This window comes from Lentzea jiangxiensis, assembly GCF_900104175.1.
Classification (GTDB): domain Bacteria; phylum Actinomycetota; class Actinomycetes; order Mycobacteriales; family Pseudonocardiaceae; genus Lentzea; species Lentzea jiangxiensis.
Genome location: NZ_FNIX01000012.1, coordinates 40023 through 57351, shown reverse-complemented (window position 1 = coordinate 57351; position 17329 = coordinate 40023). Strand labels below are relative to the sequence as shown.

The 17329-nt window shown below is 71.5% G+C and carries 17 protein-coding genes; 11 read left to right on the top strand and 6 right to left on the bottom strand.

Annotated elements, in window-relative coordinates:
* Positions 1-192 precede the first annotated feature (192 nt).
* On the top strand, positions 193-1335 hold the full coding sequence (locus BLQ91_RS26550; RefSeq protein ID WP_090100911.1) for a coiled-coil domain-containing protein: 1143 nt from the start codon (positions 193-195) through the stop codon (positions 1333-1335).
* Here BLQ91_RS26550 and def read toward each other — a convergent pair.
* On the bottom strand, positions 1275-1853 hold the full coding sequence (gene def / locus BLQ91_RS26545; RefSeq protein WP_090100909.1) for a peptide deformylase: 579 nt from the start codon (positions 1851-1853) through the stop codon (positions 1275-1277). The two genes, BLQ91_RS26550 and def, sit on opposite strands and share 61 nt — an antisense overlap.
* Before the next feature lie 48 nt (positions 1854-1901).
* Here def and BLQ91_RS26540 point away from each other — a divergent pair, with 48 nt between their 5' ends.
* Both BLQ91_RS26540 and BLQ91_RS26535 read left to right on the top strand, forming a co-directional pair.
* On the top strand, positions 1902-2312 hold the full coding sequence (locus BLQ91_RS26540) for a winged helix-turn-helix domain-containing protein (RefSeq protein WP_090101161.1): 411 nt from the start codon (positions 1902-1904) through the stop codon (positions 2310-2312).
* Between the two features lie 11 nt (positions 2313-2323).
* Complete coding sequence (locus BLQ91_RS26535) at positions 2324-3112, top strand: pentapeptide repeat-containing protein (RefSeq protein ID WP_090100907.1); 789 nt, start codon at positions 2324-2326, stop codon at positions 3110-3112.
* A 24-nt stretch (positions 3113-3136) separates the two neighbouring features.
* Here the strand turns inward: BLQ91_RS26535 and BLQ91_RS26530 are convergent, their stop codons facing one another.
* Both BLQ91_RS26530 and BLQ91_RS26525 read right to left on the bottom strand, forming a co-directional pair.
* On the bottom strand, positions 3137-3901 hold the full coding sequence (locus BLQ91_RS26530; protein WP_090100905.1) for an alpha/beta fold hydrolase: 765 nt from the start codon (positions 3899-3901) through the stop codon (positions 3137-3139).
* A 263-nt stretch (positions 3902-4164) separates the two neighbouring features.
* Positions 4165-4701 (bottom strand): TetR/AcrR family transcriptional regulator, encoded by a 537-nt coding sequence (locus BLQ91_RS26525; protein ID WP_090100903.1) that lies wholly within the window; start codon positions 4699-4701, stop codon positions 4165-4167.
* 85 nt (positions 4702-4786) lie between these two features.
* Between BLQ91_RS26525 and BLQ91_RS26520 the strand changes: the two genes are divergently transcribed.
* The gene (locus BLQ91_RS26520; RefSeq protein WP_090100901.1) at positions 4787-5998 is read left to right on the top strand and encodes an FAD-dependent monooxygenase; all 1212 of its coding nucleotides are present in this window, start codon (positions 4787-4789) and stop codon (positions 5996-5998) included.
* A gap of 10 nt (positions 5999-6008) precedes the next feature.
* On the opposite strand, the gene BLQ91_RS26515 is transcribed toward BLQ91_RS26520, so the two are convergent.
* A complete protein-coding gene (locus BLQ91_RS26515; protein ID WP_090100899.1) occupies positions 6009-7667 on the bottom strand; it encodes a M14 family metallopeptidase in 1659 nt (552 codons plus the stop codon).
* Between the two features lie 263 nt (positions 7668-7930).
* Here BLQ91_RS26515 and BLQ91_RS26510 point away from each other — a divergent pair, with 263 nt between their 5' ends.
* Together BLQ91_RS26510 and BLQ91_RS26505 are read left to right on the top strand one after the other, a co-directional pair.
* Complete coding sequence (locus BLQ91_RS26510; protein ID WP_090100897.1) at positions 7931-8509, top strand: DinB family protein; 579 nt, start codon at positions 7931-7933, stop codon at positions 8507-8509.
* Positions 8510-8612: 103 nt separating this feature from the next.
* Positions 8613-9188 carry a pyridoxamine 5'-phosphate oxidase family protein gene (locus tag BLQ91_RS26505; protein WP_090100894.1) on the top strand — a complete coding sequence of 192 codons (576 nt, stop codon included), beginning with the start codon at positions 8613-8615 and terminating at the stop codon, positions 9186-9188.
* A 27-nt stretch (positions 9189-9215) separates the two neighbouring features.
* Here the strand turns inward: BLQ91_RS26505 and BLQ91_RS26500 are convergent, their stop codons facing one another.
* Positions 9216-10502, bottom strand: coding sequence for a M20/M25/M40 family metallo-hydrolase (locus BLQ91_RS26500; RefSeq protein ID WP_090101159.1), 1287 nt, complete (start codon positions 10500-10502; stop codon positions 9216-9218).
* Positions 10503-10556: 54 nt separating this feature from the next.
* Entirely contained in the window at positions 10557-11384 is an 828-nt protein-coding gene (locus tag BLQ91_RS26495; RefSeq protein ID WP_090100893.1) for a M55 family metallopeptidase, read from the bottom strand.
* 92 nt (positions 11385-11476) lie between these two features.
* On the opposite strand from BLQ91_RS26495, the gene BLQ91_RS26490 reads away from it, so the two are divergent.
* Genes BLQ91_RS26490 through BLQ91_RS26470 form a run of 5 tightly spaced genes read left to right on the top strand, consistent with a single transcriptional unit; the run spans position 11477 to position 17311 of the window.
* Positions 11477-13186 carry an ABC transporter substrate-binding protein gene (locus BLQ91_RS26490; protein ID WP_245733822.1) on the top strand — a complete coding sequence of 570 codons (1710 nt, stop codon included), beginning with the start codon at positions 11477-11479 and terminating at the stop codon, positions 13184-13186.
* Positions 13187-14137, top strand: coding sequence for an ABC transporter permease (locus BLQ91_RS26485; RefSeq protein ID WP_425412540.1), 951 nt, complete (start codon positions 13187-13189; stop codon positions 14135-14137).
* The gene (locus tag BLQ91_RS26480; RefSeq protein ID WP_090100890.1) at positions 14134-14961 is read left to right on the top strand and encodes an ABC transporter permease; all 828 of its coding nucleotides are present in this window, start codon (positions 14134-14136) and stop codon (positions 14959-14961) included. Before BLQ91_RS26485 ends, BLQ91_RS26480 begins: the two co-directional genes overlap by 4 nt.
* Positions 14958-16508 carry a nickel ABC transporter ATP-binding protein NikE gene (gene nikE, locus BLQ91_RS26475; RefSeq protein ID WP_090100888.1) on the top strand — a complete coding sequence of 517 codons (1551 nt, stop codon included), beginning with the start codon at positions 14958-14960 and terminating at the stop codon, positions 16506-16508. The genes BLQ91_RS26480 and nikE overlap by 4 nt, the downstream gene beginning before the upstream one ends.
* Positions 16505-17311, top strand: coding sequence for a hypothetical protein (locus tag BLQ91_RS26470; protein WP_090100886.1), 807 nt, complete (start codon positions 16505-16507; stop codon positions 17309-17311). The genes nikE and BLQ91_RS26470 overlap by 4 nt, the downstream gene beginning before the upstream one ends.
* Positions 17312-17329: the final 18 nt, after the last annotated feature.

The window sequence follows — 17329 nt, the reverse complement described above, 5'->3', positions numbered from 1 at the left end:
ACCTGGTTGCCGGCCTGCCCCGTCTTCGCCGACATCTCCATGCCTGGTCGCACGGTCGGCGCTCGCTGACGCACTCCTGGAATCCTGGCCGCCGATAACGTTCACTTATCGGCGGCCAGGCTTTTCACGTCCGATTGAGTAGCGTTGCGTTGAATAACGTAATTGCACACGTAACTCTGCTACGATATCGCCGTGGAAACGAGCTGCAACTTCCCCGGCTGCGAACGCCCTGTTTTTCGAGGTGGCGGCCCCGGCAGGCCGTCGGAGTACTGCGATCTGCCCGAGCACACCCGGTGGCGCGCGTGGAGGGAACGGCAGCGGCTCGCGGAAGCGCCCGAGCAGAACCCGGAGGTCGTCACCGTGACGAATCTCCCCAGGGTCTCCGGTACCGCCAAGATCAGGGCGGAAGAGCTCCTCGATCGGTTCCGGGTGCTGTCGGAACAGATGACGCAGACGCTCGGGAGGGCCGTCGGCGAGCTGAACGCGATGGCGGACCCGAGCGTGGCCGAGAGCATGGTCCAGGCCGCTGAGGCGGAGGCCGCGAGGAAGGTGGCGGAGGCCCAGGCCGAGGTGGTGTCCGCGGAACGGCGCCGGCGTGAGGCCGAGCAGGCGCGCAAGGTGGCCGAGGAGACCACGGAGCAGGCGGTGCGCGCGGCGGAAGAGGCCGATGACGCCGTGGACACCGCGGTGACCGAGCGGGACGAGGCTCTGCAGGCAGCGCGGGCCGCCGGGGAACGGGCCGAGGCGGAGATCGCCGAGGTCAGGGCGCAGGCGGCGGCGCTGGTCGAGGAGGTCCGGGCCGAGGCCGAGCAGGCGAAGGCCGACGCGGTGAAGCACGTCGAGCAGGCCCGGCGGCAGGCCGTCAAGGAGATCGAACAGGCCCGCACCGAGGCACAGGCCGAGGTCGAGCGAGCACAGGCGGAAGCCCGTGCCGAGGTCGAACGGGTGCGAGCCGAGGCCCACGAGAGCGCGGAACGGGCACGGCGTGAGGTCACTCAGGCGGCCGAAGCCACCGAACGGGCGCGGGCCGAGGCGGCGGAGATGGTGAGCCGCGCCGCGAAGGCGCGCGACCAGGCGGTGGTGCGAGCGGAACGGGCCGAGCAGACCGCCGCCGACGCACGCGCCGAGTTGGAGCGGTCACGAGCGGAGTTCGAAGCGCGGCTGGCGCAGGTCAGGCAGGAAGGCGCCGACCAGGTCGCCGCGGTACGGCAAACGCTCGCGGTCGTCGAGGACGCTCGCGCTCAGACGTTGACGCGTGCCGAGCGCGCGGAACGTCAGCTCGACGAGGCCGCGGAGGAACTGCGGGCGGCTCGGCGGGCGAAGACCTCGTCCTGAACGACGGCCATCTCGCGCAGCACCGACTTGCGTTCGCGCTGCGCGAGGCGGTCGAGGTAGAGGCGGCCGTGCAGGTGGTCGGTCTCGTGTTGCAGGCAGCGGGCGAAGTAGCCCCTGCCCTCGACGACGATCGGGGTGCCGTTCTTGTCGCGGCCTCGTACGACGGCGCGGTCGGGGCGGGCGATCACGCGGTACGGGCCGGGTACCGACAGGCACCCCTCCGGCTCTTCGAGCAGGCGGCGGCTGCCGGCGGGCAGGTCGTCGAGCACCGGGTTGAGGATGTGGCCGATGTGGTGGACGCCCCACTCGTCGGTCATGTCCCACACGAACAGCTGCAGGTCGACGCCGACCTGGTTCGCGGCGATGGCGGCCCCCTCGGCGACGTGGTTGGTGGCGAACATGTCGTCGATGAGCCGGGAGAGCTCGGGCGTGCCGAACTCGGTGACCTCACGGCAGCGGCGGTGCAGGACCTCCTCGCCCACGACGGTGATGCGGAGCGGGGTACCTCGGGAAGACATGCTTTGCAAATTATCAGTCTTTGCAAAGAAATGGGTAGGGTGGTGATCATGCCCCGTCGCCCGCTGCCCGACCACCCCGTACGCGTCGCCCTGCTCGATCTGCTCGCCGAGCACGGCACGCTCACCTCGACCCAGGCAGCCGCACGGCTCGGCGAGAGCTCCGGGCTGTGCTCGTTCCACCTGCGGCGGCTCGCCGAGCTGGGGTTGATCGAGGAGGCGCCGCACCGGGGCGGCAAGGCACGTCCGTGGCAGCTGCGGTGGGAGACCGACGAACCGGCGGCGACCGAGGAGTCGTTCAGCGCGCTCATCCACGTGACGCCCGAGGAGCGGGCGGAGATCGGCGCGTCGATCCAGCGGCTGCTGTTCCGCTACCGCGACCGCGGGACGCGTCCGGAGGGTGCGGTGGCCGTGACCGCCGAGGTCCGCCTGCACGGCGAGAGCCGCGCGAGGGCGAAGTAGGCTGATCGGCGATGGACGAGCTGAAGGGCGACTGCGCCCAGTGCTTCGGGTTGTGCTGCGTCGCGCTGCCGTTCGCGAAGTCGGCCGATTTCGCGGCTTCCAAGGACGCGGGCACGCCGTGCCGCAACCTGCTGGCCGACCACCGCTGCGGCATCCACGACCGGTTGCGGCAGAAGGGCTACCCCGGCTGCACGGTCTACGACTGCTTCGGCGCCGGTCAGAAGGTTTCGCAGACGGTGTTCCGGGGCAACGACTGGCGCACCGGCGAGCGGCAGAAGATGTTCGCGGTGTTTCCCGTGGTCCGCCAGCTGCACGAGCTGCTGTTCTACCTCGCCGAGGCGCGCCGCCTCGACCCGCACGACGACCTCGTCACCGCCTACGCCGAGGTGGAGCGGCACACGGTCGCCTCGCCGGACGACATCCTGGCGCTCGACGTCGCGGAGATCCGGGCCAAGGTCAACGTCCTGCTGCTGCGCACCAGCGAACGGCTGCGGACCAGCGCCAAGTCGTACCGGGGTGCGGACCTGATCGGTGCACGGCTGCGCAACAAGAACCTGAGCAACGCCGACTTCCGTGGTGCCTACCTGATCGGCGCGGACCTGACGGGCTCCGACCTGTCGCGGGCGGACATGATCGGCGCTGACCTGCGGGGTGCGGAGTTGTCGGGCGCGGACCTGAGCACGTGCCTGTTCCTCACCCAGCCGCAGGTCAACGCGGCGCGCGGAGATGCCAGGACGAAGCTGCCCGCCTCGTTGAGCAGGCCGGCGCACTGGGCCGCGACACCCGCCCGTCGCCGCTGAGCGACCACCACGCGGAACTCGGGCCTACACCGACAGGCGCTGCTGGGCGACCGCGCGGGCGAAGCCCTCGACGTTGTCGATCATGATGTTGTGGCCGGCGTTCGGCACGGAGACGATCTGGACGCCGGCGCCCGCGAGTTCGCGTCCCCCGCTGGGCGGCGCGTCCTCGGGGTGCAGGAACACGCGCGGGATGTCCAGTTCCAGCAACAGCTTGCGCATCGTCGGCGAGGTGCCGCGCACGAGGTCGACGGCGCTGCGGTGGAGGGCTTCGCGGCCGGCCATGCGCATGGTGGCGGCCCAGTGCGGGCCGACGTCGCGCAGCACGCGGTCGTAGCCGTGGCTGAGGAAGTCGGCCTCGCTGTAGGCGGCGATGCCCCGGCTGCCGGGGGCGCCGAGCGAGGGTGTGGCGGGGTCGACGTGGGGGTCGACGAGCACGAGGGAGCGCACCATCTCGGGGTGGCGTGCGGCCAGCACGATGGCGACGGCGCCGCCCATGCTGTGGCCGATGATCTCGCAGCGGCGCAGCCCGATCTTGGCCAGCGCCACGGCGAGGGCGTCGGCGTGGCCCTCGAGCGAGTAGGCGAAGCCGCTGGGGCGGTCGCTGATGCCGAAGCCGAGCATGTCCATCATGAGGCTGCGGCGTCCGGCGAGCAGGGGGTGCGCGACTGCCTCGGCGTAGTAGGGCGCCGACGACGCGCCCAGGCCGTGCAGGTAGACGCGGGCGGGCGTCGCGCCCGGCACCTCGACCCAGCGGATCCGGACCCCAGGTCTGATCTCGACGGCGCGCATGTCTCTCCCGGCGGTGGTGTGGTGTCCGGGACCCTACCCCGCGGCCACGGGGGCGGAGCCCGCTTTTCGAGAGCCGTTTCTCATCTGGTGCGCGAGATCTTAGAGGTGCCCGGGGTGCCGGGAATCGCGCTGCCGCAGTGACTTTCCCCGGGCCGGAACATGTCGGGTGACCAGTGTTTCCCGGCCTGCGGGCACGGGCCGGTTGATCTTGGTGTGGTGTGGATCATGGCGCCCCGCCGGCCTCGTGGAGCCGCGAGGCACTACTAGTCGGTGCCGAGGGCGGCGCACGCGGCTTCGACCGCCGCCGCCTTCAGCTCGTCGAACGGCGCGTCGGGGAACTGCATGGTGCAGTCCTGCAGGCCGCCGAACGCCAGCACCGCGCGGGTCTGCTGCCACAGGGGCGCGTCCGGTCCGAACACGATGCGGGTCAGCCGGCCGCGCCAGGCGAGCACGACGTCGATCAGGCCGAGCTCCGCGAGCGTCGTCATCTCGGTGAGCAGCAGCAACATGTCCTTGCGGTGGCGGTGGTGGAAGTCGAAGAAGCCCTCGACGATCTCCCGCGGCGTCACGTCGGAGCGCTGCTCCATGCGCGAGAGGAACTTCTCGCCATCGTCGAGCAGCGGCGTGACGATGCTGCGCACGAGGTCCTCGCGTGAGGTGAAGTGGTAGTACAGCGCGGGCTTGGTGATGCCGAGGCGGTCGGCGATCTCCTGCAGGCTGGTCTGCTGCACGCCCTGGCGCGCGAACAGCTCCCTCGCGGTCTGCATGATCCGCTGCTTGGTGTCGGACTGTCGTGCCACGCCCCGAATCCTACTTAACGGTCGGTAAGTCGCGGTGCTACAGTCGGCCCGGGGACTTACCGACCGTTAAGTAAGGGGGTGTGACGTGCGCATACTCGTTTCCGGGGCCAGCGTCGCGGGACCGGTGGCGGCCTACTGGCTCACGCGGTACGGGCACGAGGTGACGGTGGTCGAGCGGTCGCCGGTGCTGCGCAAGACCGGCGGGCACGCGGTCGACCTGTTCACGCCGGCGATGGCCATTTCGGAGAAGATGGGTGTGCTGCCGCGCATCGAGGCGCTGGCGACCGGCACCGAACGCATCTCCGTGCTGCGCGAGGGCACGCGCAAGCCGGTCACCGGTGACGTCACGAAGATCTTCGCGGCCGCGGCGGCCCGGCACGTCGAGGTCATGCGCGACGACCTGAGCGAGATCTACCACGACGCCACGCGGGCGGACGTGGAGTACGTGTTCGGCGACTCGGTCACCTCGATCGGTGACGAGGGCGAGGTGACGTTCGAGGTGGGCGCGCTGCGGCGGTTCGACCTGGTGATCGGCGCCGACGGGCTGCACTCGAACGTCCGGCGGCTGGTGTTCGGCGAGGTCGCGAAGACGTTCGTGGGCGCCTACCTGGCGGTGCTGTCGGTGCCGCGGGAGGTGGGCACGCCCGGTGAGATGACCGGCCACATAGGACCGGGCCGCAGTGCCGCGGTGTACGGGGCGCGGCACCTCGACGACGCGCGGGCGGTGTTCCTGTTCCGGTCCGGGGAGCTGTCCTGCCACCACCGGGACGTGGTGCGGCAGAAGCAGTTGCTGCGCGAGGCGTTCGCGGGGCTGCACCCGGAGGTGGACGCCTGGATGGGCCACCTCGACGGTGACAGGGCCTTCTACTTCGACTCGATCACCCAGCTGCGAGGCGACACCTGGTCACGCGGACGGGTCGCGCTGGTCGGCGACGCGGCCTACTGCCCCGGTCCGGCGATCGGCGGCAGCACGAGCCTCGCCGTGGTGGGCGCCTACGTGCTGGCGGGTGAGCTGGCTTCGGGCACGGACCACGGGGCGGCGTTCGCGCGCTACGAGGACGAGATGCGCGACCTCGTGCGCTTCAGCCGGAAGTTCGCGCTGGGCATGGCCAAGACGCTCATCCCGGCGACCCGCGCCGGTGTGTGGGGGCTGACGCGCGGGATGCAGGTGTTCACGTCGCTGCCGTCGTGGCTGGCGCGGCCGCTGGCCGGGCTGAACTCCGGCGGCGTGCGCGTGTACGACTCGGTGCGGCTGCGGGACTACGCGGGTCAGGGCGCCACGACTGCGGCGCCCTGACCTCAGCCGGTCAGAACTGCAAGCTCCACTTGTCGAGGAACCCGGTGTCCTGGGCGGCGTTGTCGTTCACCCTCAGCTGCCAGGTGCCGTTGGCGACCTCGCTGGAGGCGTTGACGGTGTAGGTGGTGCTGATGTTGTCGGTGCCGCCGCCGCTGCGGTTGTGCAGGACGTAGACGGTGCCGTCCGGCGCCACCAGGTCCACCTTCAGGTCGCCCTGGTAGGTGTGCTTGATGTCCACGCCGACCTTGAGGGTCGACGGGGCGTTGCCGGTCACCTCGGCCACCGCGATCGGGGAGTTGACCGTGGCGTTGTCGCGGATCTGGAAGTCCGCGGCGTTCTCGAAGTACTTGCCGGTGGGCGGCGGCGTGGTGCCGCAGTACTGCGCTTCCTTGCCGATGGCCTCGTAGGGGCAGTCGGCGCGCTCGAGCAGCTGCAGCACGGCCTCCTTGTTGCGGGAGGTCTGCGCCGGGATCACCTCGTCGGGCGGGTAGAAGCCGCCACCGCCGGCGCTGCCGGGGTACATCTCGAAGGTGTAGGCGAAGATGCCCTGCGTGCCCCACAGCCAGTCGGGGATGGACCCGTCGGTGATGTAGAGGTCGCTGGACTGCTCGGGCGTGTAGTTGTTGCTCGCGGCCATCTGCTGGCCGATGGTGGCGAACGTGTCCCGCTGGTCCTGGGTCAGGCCCGGTGCGACGTCGTCGTAGGTCCAGCCCCACGGCCACAGGATGAGCTCGCTGTAGGTGTGGAAGTCGATGGACGCGCTGATCTGCTGCTTGCCACCGACGTTGCGGCCGCGCACGAAGTCGGCGACGACCTTCACCTCGGGCGCGGACTCCGCGCTCGGCCCGCGGTAGGTGTCACTGCCGGTGCTGCCGCTGGAACCGCCGCAGCAGCCCCACTTGTAGCCCCAGTTGCGGTTGAGGTCGGTGCCGACGTTGCTGGAGCCGGCGTTGGGCTGCCGGTTCTTGCGCCACGACCGGTAGGTGCCGGTCGCGATGTCGTACTCGCCGCCGTCGGGGTTGACGTCCGGGATGATCCAGATCTCGCGGGTGTCGACGAGGCCCTTGATGCGGGCGTCGCTCGCGTACTGGGTCGTGAACTGGTTGACCAGGTACAGCGCCATCTCGACGGTGAGGTGCTCACGGGCGTGCTGGTGGTGCGTGAACAGCACCTCCGGCTCGTTCTCGTCGACGCCGACGTTGTCGCTGATCTTGAGCGCGACGATGTCCCGGTTCTCGTAGGACTTGCCGATGACCTGCTTGGAGATGATGTTCGGGTAGGCGGCGACGGCGTTGTTGATCACCGCCGTCATCTCGGCGTAGTTGTGGTAGTTCGAGTCCGCGGCGGGGAAGTCGAACGGGCCGACCGCCGAGTTCGCCTCCAGCCGCTTGGGCAGCTCGGTGACCTCGAAGCCCTGGGCCCGCAGGCTCTTGACCTCGCGCTCGGTCGCGGTGATCACGACGATGCCGTGCTCCTCGATCGAGTCGATCGCGGCGCCGGACTTGGCGAGCTTGGTGCGCTGTTCCACGGTGCGCACGTTGCCGACCTGGTAGTTGGTCGACGTTTCCCCGGAGCCGGGGGCCGCGCCGGTGGGCACGCCTCCCATGGCGAACACGACGCTCGCGGCGACGGCTACCCCGATCAGGGGTCTGAGATGGGTCTTTCGCATGCAGGGCAACCCTTTCGTACCACGGCAGGGACATGGCTCCCCGATGTTTAGTCCGTGTGAAGCCTCACTGTCATCCCGCCATCCGTATGGGGTTGCCTGGTGGGATGACGCCGCGGTGGAGTCCGGGCCGGTGGTCGACCACCCGGAACTGCTGGTGCCGAAGGATGTCGGTGCCGTCTGAGACGCGGGTTCCGGGCGCGGCACCACGCCGGTCTCGGGCAAATCGCCGCCGTCCGCGGCCCCGCTCTGCCAGGGTGAGCGGCATGGCCCCGGATGTGAAAGCCGACCTGCACCGCTACCTCAAGGTCGCCCGCGAGTCGTTGCTGTGGAAGCTGGACGGCGTGTCGGAGTACGACGTGCGCCGGCCGCTGACGCCGACGGGCACGAACCTGCTGGGACTGGTGAAGCACCTGGCGGGCGTCGAGGCGGGCTACTTCGGCGACTGCCTGGGCCGCCCGTTCCCGGAGAAGCTGCCCTACGACGTCGATGCCGACCCGAACTCGGACATGTTCGCCACGGCGGAGGAGTCGCGGGAGGACGTGCTGGGGTTGTTCGCGCGGGCGACGGCGTTCGCCGACACGAGCATCGAGGAGCTGCCCCTGGACGCGCCGGGGGTGGTGCCGTGGTGGCCCGGGGAGCGCAAGTACGTGACGCTGCACCTGCTGCTGGTGCACCAGATCGCCGAGGTGAACCGGCACGCCGGGCACGCGGACATCCTGCGCGAGGGACTCGACGGGATGGCCGGGTTGCGGGCCGGGAACTCGAACCTGCCCGACCAGGACTGGCAGGCGCACCGGGCCCGGGTGGAGCGGGAGGCGCGCAAGGCCGCCGGCATGGCGTGACCGGCCGGAGGTGCCTCCGCGGGCAGCCGGACGGGCACCGGATCCGGTTCACCCCCTGGGAAGGTGGCTGACAGGGTCCGCGAGGCGATCGATACTGCGGGGCATGGGCAAGGAATACGAGCGGATCGAGCCGCGGCTGTGGGAGTTCATCGAGAACCAGAAGGTGTTCTTCGTGGCGAGCGCTCCGCTGGCGGGTGACGGGCACGTCAACCTCTCGCCCAAGGGCCGGCAGGGCACGTTGCGGATCCTCGACGACCGCACGGTGGCCTACCTGGACTTCGGCGGCAGCCACGCCGAGACGATCGCTCACCTGCGCGAGAACGGGCGCATCACGCTGATGTGGTGCGCGTTCGAGGGTCCTCCGAACATCGTGCGGATCCACGGCCGCGGTGAGCCGGTGTTCCGCGACGACCCGCGCTTCGCCGAGCTCGTCGCGGGCTTCGGCGAGGCGGACGGCCCGGCGTTGCGGGCGGTGGTCGTGGTGCGCGCGGAGCTGATCAGCGACACGTGCGGGTTCGCGGTGCCGTTCCTGGATTACAGGTCCGAGCGGGAGCTGCACAAGGACTACTTCGGCCGCAAGAGCGACGACGAGTTCCGCGAGTACACGAACAACAAGCCCTACAACGTCGCGAGCATCGACGGGTTGCCGGGGGTGCCGCTGCCGTTGCCGCCGCGCTGATCGGCTCGGTGACCGCGCCCGGCGCGGTCAGCTCGACAGGAAGCGGTCCAGCACCCGTGTGCCGAACTCCAGGCCGGCGACGGGGACGCGTTCGTCGACGCCGTGGGCCATGGCGCGGTAGTCGTAGCCGGCGGGCAGCTGCAGCGGCGAGAAGCCGTAGCAGTGGATGCCGAGCTTGCTGAACGCCTTGGCGTCGGTGCCGCCGCCCAGGCAGTACGGCACGACGGTGGCGCCGGGGTCCTCGTCGCGCAGGGCCTCGGCCATGGCGGTGAACCAGGGCGTGTCGACGGGGGCCTCGACCGGCGGCTGGTGCTCGAGGAACTCGCGGGTGACGCCGTCGGGCAGCAGCGCGTCGATGGTGGCGACGAGCTCGTCGACGGTGCCGGGCAGGGTGCGCACGTCGAGGTGGGCGGTGGCGCTGCCGGGGATGACGTTGACCTTGTAGCCGGCCTGCAGCATGGTCGGCGTGGTCGAGCAGCGCACGGTGTTCTCGACGAGTTTCGCGGCCGGGCCGAGGCGGGCGATGGTGCCGTCGACGTCGTCGAGGTCGACCTCGACGCCCAGCGCTTTGCCGGCGCCGACGAGGAACGCCTCGGCCGTCGGGGTCAGGCGCACGGGGTGTTCGTGCGCGGCGATGCGGGCCAGCGCGGTGACCAGTGCGGTGACGGCGTTGGAGTCGTTGCGGCGCGAGCCGTGCCCGGCGCGTCCGGTGGCGGTGAGCTTCATGTGCGAGGTGCCGCGCTCGGCCGTGCCGATCGGGTACAGCCGCACGCCGTCGACGTCGTAGGAGAACGCCCCGGACTCGCTGATGGCCGCCTGCACGCCGGCGAAGTGGGCGGCGTGGTGCTCGACGAGCCAGTGCGCCCCGTAGGCGCCCTGGTCCTCCTCGTCGGCGACGAACGCCAGCACCACGTCGCGGCGCGGCCGGCGCCCCTCGGCGTGCCAGCGGTGGATCACCGCGAGCGTCATCGCGGCCATGTCCTTCATGTCCACGGCGCCGCGGCCGTGGACGAACCCGTCGCGGATCTCGCCGGCGAACGGGTCGAAGCTCCACTCGGCGGGGTCGGCGGGCACGACGTCGAGGTGCGCCTGCACGAGCACCGCGGGCAGCGACGGGTCGGTGCCCGGGACGCGGGCCAGCACGTTGGTGCGGCGCGGCGCCGGTTCGAGCAGCGTGGGCGGCACGCCGCTGTCGTGCAGGACCGCGGCCACGTGCTCGGCGGCCTCGCGTTCCCCGGCGGCCTCGCCGCCGCCGCGGTTGGTCGTGTCGAACCGGATGAGCTGCGCGCACAACTGCGCCACGTCCAGCGTCATGGTGGCCACCGTAACCGGCGCGGTCGCCTGGAATCGGCACCGCCCCGCGGACGCTCAGCCGTAGAGGTCCTCCACGGCCGCGCCCGCGATGTGCGTGACCACCTTGAACGCCTTCATCGCCTCGGTCATCGACGCCGCGTCGAACCCGACCCGCCGCACCCCGGTCAGCTCCACGGTCGGCACGATCGCCGCCGCCTCCGCCAGGTGGGTGGCGTCGAACTCGACCTCGATGCGGTGCGGCGCCACCACCGCGTCGACCCGCCCGGCCGACGCCATCGCCGCCGAGGCCGCCTGTGTGATCTGTGAAGACGACACGGCAGGGGGAAGGCACACGGCCGCGTACCGCGACACGCACTGCTTGACCGCCACCCCGAGAGCGGACGGCGCGTAGGAGGCGGCGTCGGCGCACGTGAGGTCGTCACCGGTCACGAGCAGCACCGGGACGCCGTGCTCGGCGGCGAGGGCGGCGTTGAGGCGGCCTTCGGAGGCCAGGACGCCGTCGAGCCACACGCCGGTGATCGAGTTCTCCAGGTAGGTGTGCGCGAGCACGCCCGGCGAGCCCGCGCCGGTGTGGTAGCCGAGGAACACCACACCGTCCACATCGGAGTCGACGCCCTGCATCATCGACAGCGGTTTGTGCCGTCCGGTGAGCAGCCGCGCCGAGGGGTGGAGGTCCTCGAGCAGCAGGTTGCGCTGCGAGGAGTGGGCCTCGTTGACGAGCACCTGGTCCGCTCCGGCCGCGACGAGGCCCGTGACGCAGGCGTTGACGTCGCCCGTGAACAGGCGCCGGAACCGTTGCCACTGCTCGGTGCCGGGCACGACGTCCCCGGTCCAGGTGACTCCGGTGGCGCCTTCCATGTCCGCCGAGATCATGATTCGCACATCTCGGTAAGTTAGCGGCGCACTGCCGGGGAAGAGGGGATTTCGTGCGGGTGAAGTTGGGTGCATTGCTTGCAGCAGCAACATTTCTGGTGGTGTCGGCGCCGCCCGCGCCGGCGCGGCCACCGGTGGTCCTCAAGGTCGCGATCGTGCAGCAGATCGACTCGTTGAACCCGTTCCTCGCGGTGTTCCAGTCGAGCACCGAGGTCGGCCGGTTGATGTACGACCCCCTCACCGCCTACACCGCGGCGGACCAGGCGGTCACCGAGGGCCTGGCGCACCGGTGGGAGTCCTCGCCGGACAAGCTCACCTGGACCTTCACCGTCCCCGACGGCAAGAAGTGGTCCGACGGGGTGCCCATCACGGCGCACGACGTCGCGTTCACCTACAACCTGATGCTCACCGACGAGGTGGCCCGCACCGCCAACGGCAGCTTCGTCGCCAACTTCGCGTCCGTCACCGCGCCCGACGACCGCACGGTGGTGATCCGGACGAAGACGCCGCAGGTGACGATGCTGGCGCTGGACGTGCCGATCGTGCCCAGGCACGTGTGGGAGAAGGTCGGCAGCGTCAAGGACCACGCCAACGACACGATGCCGGTGGTCGGGTCGGGGCCGTTCGTGCTCACCGAGCACGTGGCGGGGCAGTTCATCAAGCTCCACGCCAACAAGACCTACTGGCGGGGCGCGCCCAAGGTCGACGAGCTGCACTTCGTGTACTTCCAGAACTCCGACGCGGCAGTGCAGGCGCTGGCCAAGGGCGAGGTCGACCTGGTCAACCGGATGGCGCCGGCGCAGTTCGACTCGCTGCAGGGCAAGCCGGGCGTCACGCGCAACAAGGCGCAGGGCCGCCGCTTCACCGAACTGGTGATCAACCCCGGCGCGCAGACCCGCACCGGCGTGCCGATCGGCGACGGGCACCCCGCGCTGCGCGACGTGCGGGTCCGCCGGGCGCTCGCGCAGGCGATCGATCTCGACGCGCTGGTGCAGCGGGTGAACCTGGGCTACGCGGAGAAGGGCGCCGGGCTGGTGCCGCCGGTGTTCGGCAAGTGGCACTGGCGCCCGGACACCTCCGCGCAGCGCCCGTTCGACCCGGCCGCGGCCGGCGCGGCGCTGGACGCGGCCGGGTTCCCGCGCGGCGCCGACGGCACCCGGTTCGCGCTGCGGCTGATCGGCCGGGCCGGGCGCGCCTACGACGAGCAGGCCAGCGAGTACCTCAAGCGGTCGATGAGCGACGTGGGCATCGCGCTGGACGTGCGGCTGGTGTCGGACAACCAGCTCAACGAGATCACCACCGCCGCGACCTACGACCTGGCGTTCTCGGGCTGGTCGGCCAACATCGACCCCGACTTCATCCTCGGCCTGCACACCTGTGCGCAGCGGCCGGGCGCGGACGGCAAGGGCGGCACCACCGACACCTACTTCTGCGACGAGACCTACGACCGGCTCTACGCCCGGCAGCTCTCGGAGTTCGACGAGGACAAGCGCGTGGAGATCGTCAAGCAGATGCAGGCGCGGTTCCACGACCAGGTGCCCGCGGTGGTGCTGGCCTACGACAACGCGCTGGAGGGCTACCGGTCCGACCGCTTCACGCGGTTCACGACCCAGCCCGCGCAGGGCGGCGTGATCATGGCGCAGAACGGCGTGTGGGGCTACTACGGCGCCGAACCGGCCGAGCACGTCGCACAGGCGCAGGGCTCGCGGTGGATCGGGCTCGCGATCGGCGGCGCGGTGGCCGTGGTGCTGGCGCTGGCGGTGGTGCTGGTGACGCGGCGGCGCAGGGCCACGGCCGAGGAGCGCGAGTAGGTGCGCCTGCTCGGTCGGGCCGGTGGGGCCGCGCTCAGCCTGCTGATGGTGGCGGTGCTGGGGTTCTTCCTGTTCCGGGTGGTGCCCGGCGACCCCGTGGTGTCGATGACGCGCGGCAGGCCGACCACACCGGAGACGCAGGCCGCGCTGCGGGCGCAGTTCGGCCTGGACCTGCCGCTGCACGAGCAGTTCTTCCGCTACTTCACCTCGCTGCTGCGCGGCGACCTGGGCACCTCGTTCACGTTCCGCCGCCCGGTGGCCGAGGTGGTCCTCGAGCGGCTGGGGCCGACGCTGCTGCTGGTGGGCACGTCGACGGTGATCGCGGTGGCGCTGGGGTTGTGGCTCGGGGTGCTGGCGGCGTGGCGGCGCGGCTCGGCGTTCGACCGGGTCACCACGGGGGTGTCGCTGACGCTGTGGGCGGTGCCGACGTTCTGGCTGGGCATGCTGCTGATGATGGTGACGGGGGACTTCTTCCCGTCGCGGGGCATGCGCGACACCGACACGGCGCCGGACTTCCTCTCGCAGGCGCTCGACGTCGGCCACCACCTGGTGCTGCCGTCGATCACGCTGGTGGCGGTGGTGTGCGCGGAGTACGCGCTGGTGATGCGGTCGTCGTTGTTGGAGGAGCTGCACGCCCCCTACCTGACGACGGCGCGGGCCAAGGGGCTGCGCGACGACCTGGTGCGGCGGCGCCACGCCGTGCCGAACGCGGTGCTGCCGGCGATCACGCTGGTGTTCCTGCGGTTCGGGCTGGTGGTGTCGGGGGCGATCACGACGGAGACGGTGTTCTCGTGGCCGGGCCTGGGGTTGTTGTTCTACGACGCGCTGACGGGCCCGGACTACTTCCTGCTGCAGGGGTTGCTGGTCGTGACGGCGGGCGCGGTCGTGGTGATGAACCTGCTGGCCGACGTGTTGCACGGGGTTCTGGATCCACGGGTGAAGGTCGTATGAGCAGCAAGTTCCTCACGCACCGCACGGGGGTGGCGGGCGCGGCGGTGCTGGCCGTGGCGGCGGTCGTCGCCGTCGTCGCGCCGCTGCTGATCGACCCGGGGTCGCTGGACGTCACGCGGGTGACGGCGGCGGCGTGGCAGGCGCCGGACGCGCGGCACTGGCTGGGCACCGACCACACCGGCCGGTCGGTGGCGCTGCTGCTGGCCCAGGGGGCGGGGACGTCGTTGTTCGTGGGGCTGACGGCGGCGGTGCTGGCGGTGGGCATCGGCACGGCCGTGGGAGTCGTGAGCGGTCACTTCGGCGGCCTGCCGGCGGGGGTGTTGCTGCGGGTGACGGACTTCTTCCTGGTGCTGCCCGCGCTGGTGCTGGCGATCGCGTTGTCGACGGTGCTGCCGCGCGGCCTGGGCACGATCATCCTCGCGATCGGCCTGACCAGCTGGCCGTCGACGGCGCGGATGGTGCGGGCGCAGACGCTGACGATCGAGGCCCGTCCGTTCGTGGAACGCGCACGGGCGCTGGGCGGCGGTCACGCGCACGTGATCGCGCGGCACGTGCTGCCGTCGGTGGTGCCGCTGGTGCTGGTCAACGCGACGCTGGCGGTGGCGTCGGCGATCGTGGCGGAGTCGACGCTGGCGTTTCTGGGGCTGGGTGACCCGGCGCGGATCTCGTGGGGCGCGATGCTGCACCAGGCGCAGCTGCACGGGGCGGTGCCGCAGGGGGCGTGGTGGTTCCTGCTGCCGCCGGGGCTGGCGATCGTGGCCGTGGTGCTGGCGTTCACGCTCGTGGGGCGCGCGCTCGAAGCCGTCGTGACGCCGAAGAGGTGAAGCCGGTGCTGGAGCTGAGGAACCTCACTGTCCACTACGGACAGAAACGCGTCGTCGACGACGTGGACCTGGCGCTGGCGCCGGGGCGGACGCTCGGGCTGGCGGGTGAGTCGGGGTCGGGCAAGTCGACGGTGGCGATGTCGGTGCTGCGGCTGCTGCCCAGGACGGCACGGGTCGACGGGCAGGTGCTGCTCGACGGCGAGGACGTGCGGACGATGTCGTGGGGCCGGCTGCGGGCGGTGCGGTGGGCATCGGCGTCGGTGGTGTTCCAGGGGGCGATGCACGCGCTCAACCCGGTGCGGCGCGTGGGCGAGCAGATCGCCGAACCGATGCGCCTGCACGGCACGCCCGGCAGCGTGGCCGAACTGCTCGAGCAGGTGGAGCTGCCACGTCACAAGGCACGGGCGTACCCGCACGAGCTGTCGGGCGGGCAGAAGCAGCGCGTGATGATCGCGATGGCGCTGGCGTGCGGGCCGCGGCTGGTGATCGCCGACGAACCGACCACCGCGCTGGACGTCGTCGTGCAGGCGCAGGTGCTGGCGCTGATGACGAGGCTGGTGGCCGAGCGGGACCTGGCACTGCTGATGATCAGCCACGACCTGTCGGTGCTCGCGCAGACGTGCGAGGACCTCGCGGTGATGCAGCACGGCCGGCTGGTGGAACGCGGCCGCACGCGAGAGGTGGTCGCGAACCCGCGCCACCCGCACACCGCGGCGCTGACGGCCGCGTTCCCGGTCATCGGCGACCGGAGGCACCGCTGGGCCGAACCCCGGCCGGCACCGGAGCCGCTGCTGCGGGTGCGGGACCTCGTGGTCGACTACGGCCGCACGCGCGCGGTCGACGGGGTGGACCTGACCGTCGGGCACGGGGAGGTCGTGGCGCTGGTCGGGCAGTCCGGCTCCGGCAAGACGACACTCGCCCGAACCATCATGGGACTGCGCCGGCCGTCCTCCGGTCGGGTGATCTTCGACGGGGCGGAGGTGCCGCGCGGAGGCAGGGCGCTCAAGGCGTTCCGGCGCCAGGTCCAGCTGGTGCTGCAAGACCCTTCCAGCGCGCTCAACCCGCGGCACACGGTGTTCGAGGCGGTCGCGGAGGGCCTGCGGGTGCACGGGCTGCGCGAGGACGAGGAAGCGCTGGTCACGGCCGCTGTGGAACGGGCCGAGCTGCGCCCGGCGAGCCTGTACCTGCGGTCGCTGCCGCACGAGCTGTCCGGGGGCCAGCAGCAGCGGGTGGTGATCGCCGGGGCGCTGGTGCTGCGACCGCGTCTGCTGGTGGCCGACGAGCCCGTCGCGTCGCTGGACGCCTCCGTGCGCGGGGAGGTCGTGGCGCTGCTGCTGCGGTTGCGCCGCGAACTGGGCCTTGCATCATTGCTCATCACGCACGACCTAGGGCTGGCGTGGCAGATCGCCGACCGGGTCGCGGTGATGCACCAGGGGAACATCGTGGAACAAGGCCCAGCCGAAGAAGTCCTCCTCACCCCCGCCCACGACTACACCCGCGCCCTGCTGGCCGCGGTGCCGGTGCTCGGGCCGCCGGCCACCGGGTGATCCCGGCCGGACACGCCCGGTACCGGGCCTCGCTCACGCCCGCCGAGATCGGCCGGGGCGGCGCGGACGGCTGGGTGGACGCCGCCACGGCGGCGGCACTGGCGGCGCTGGCGTGGCACGACCTGGGCCGCCCGCCCGGAGTGCTGGGGGAGCTCGCCGGGGCCACCGATGCCGCGCACGCGCTGGCGCTGTGCCGGGTGCTCGCCGCGACCACCCGCGCCGACACCACCGCCGTGTGGCGTTACCTGGCCGCGGACTGGGCGGGCACCGGTGAACGCTCCGACGGACGCCGGCGGTTCCTGCTGGACCGCGCACAGCGGGGTGAAGGCGTGAACTGGCACGACCACGCCGCGGTGATGGGCACCGCGCGCCCCGAGGACGTCGACGCGGCGCTCGACCGCGACGAGGACCTGGCCGGGGTGGCGGTGATCGGCCTGGCCCTGTCGCACCCCGACCCGTGGACCGTGCTGCCCCGCGTGGCGCGGGCGCTGGACCACAACCGCCTCGAGGTGCGCGCACAGGGCGCGACGGCGCTGGCACACGTCGCGCGGCTGCACGGCGTGGTGTCGCGGGAATGCCTGCAGGTGCTGCGCCACCATCCCCACGACGTCGCCGAGGACGACCTGTGGACGTTCGTCACGCACCACCGGCTGCCGCCGTGGCTGTGGTGGCGGCGGCTCAGGGCACGCCCAAGGAGGCGAGTTCCGCGCGCACGGCATGCTCGGTTACCCGGTTGCGCTGTGCCCGCACCGGCAACGCCAGCAAGGCGCGTTGCCGCGACGGTCGACGCATCCCCGGCGTAGCGACCGTGCACCTCAACG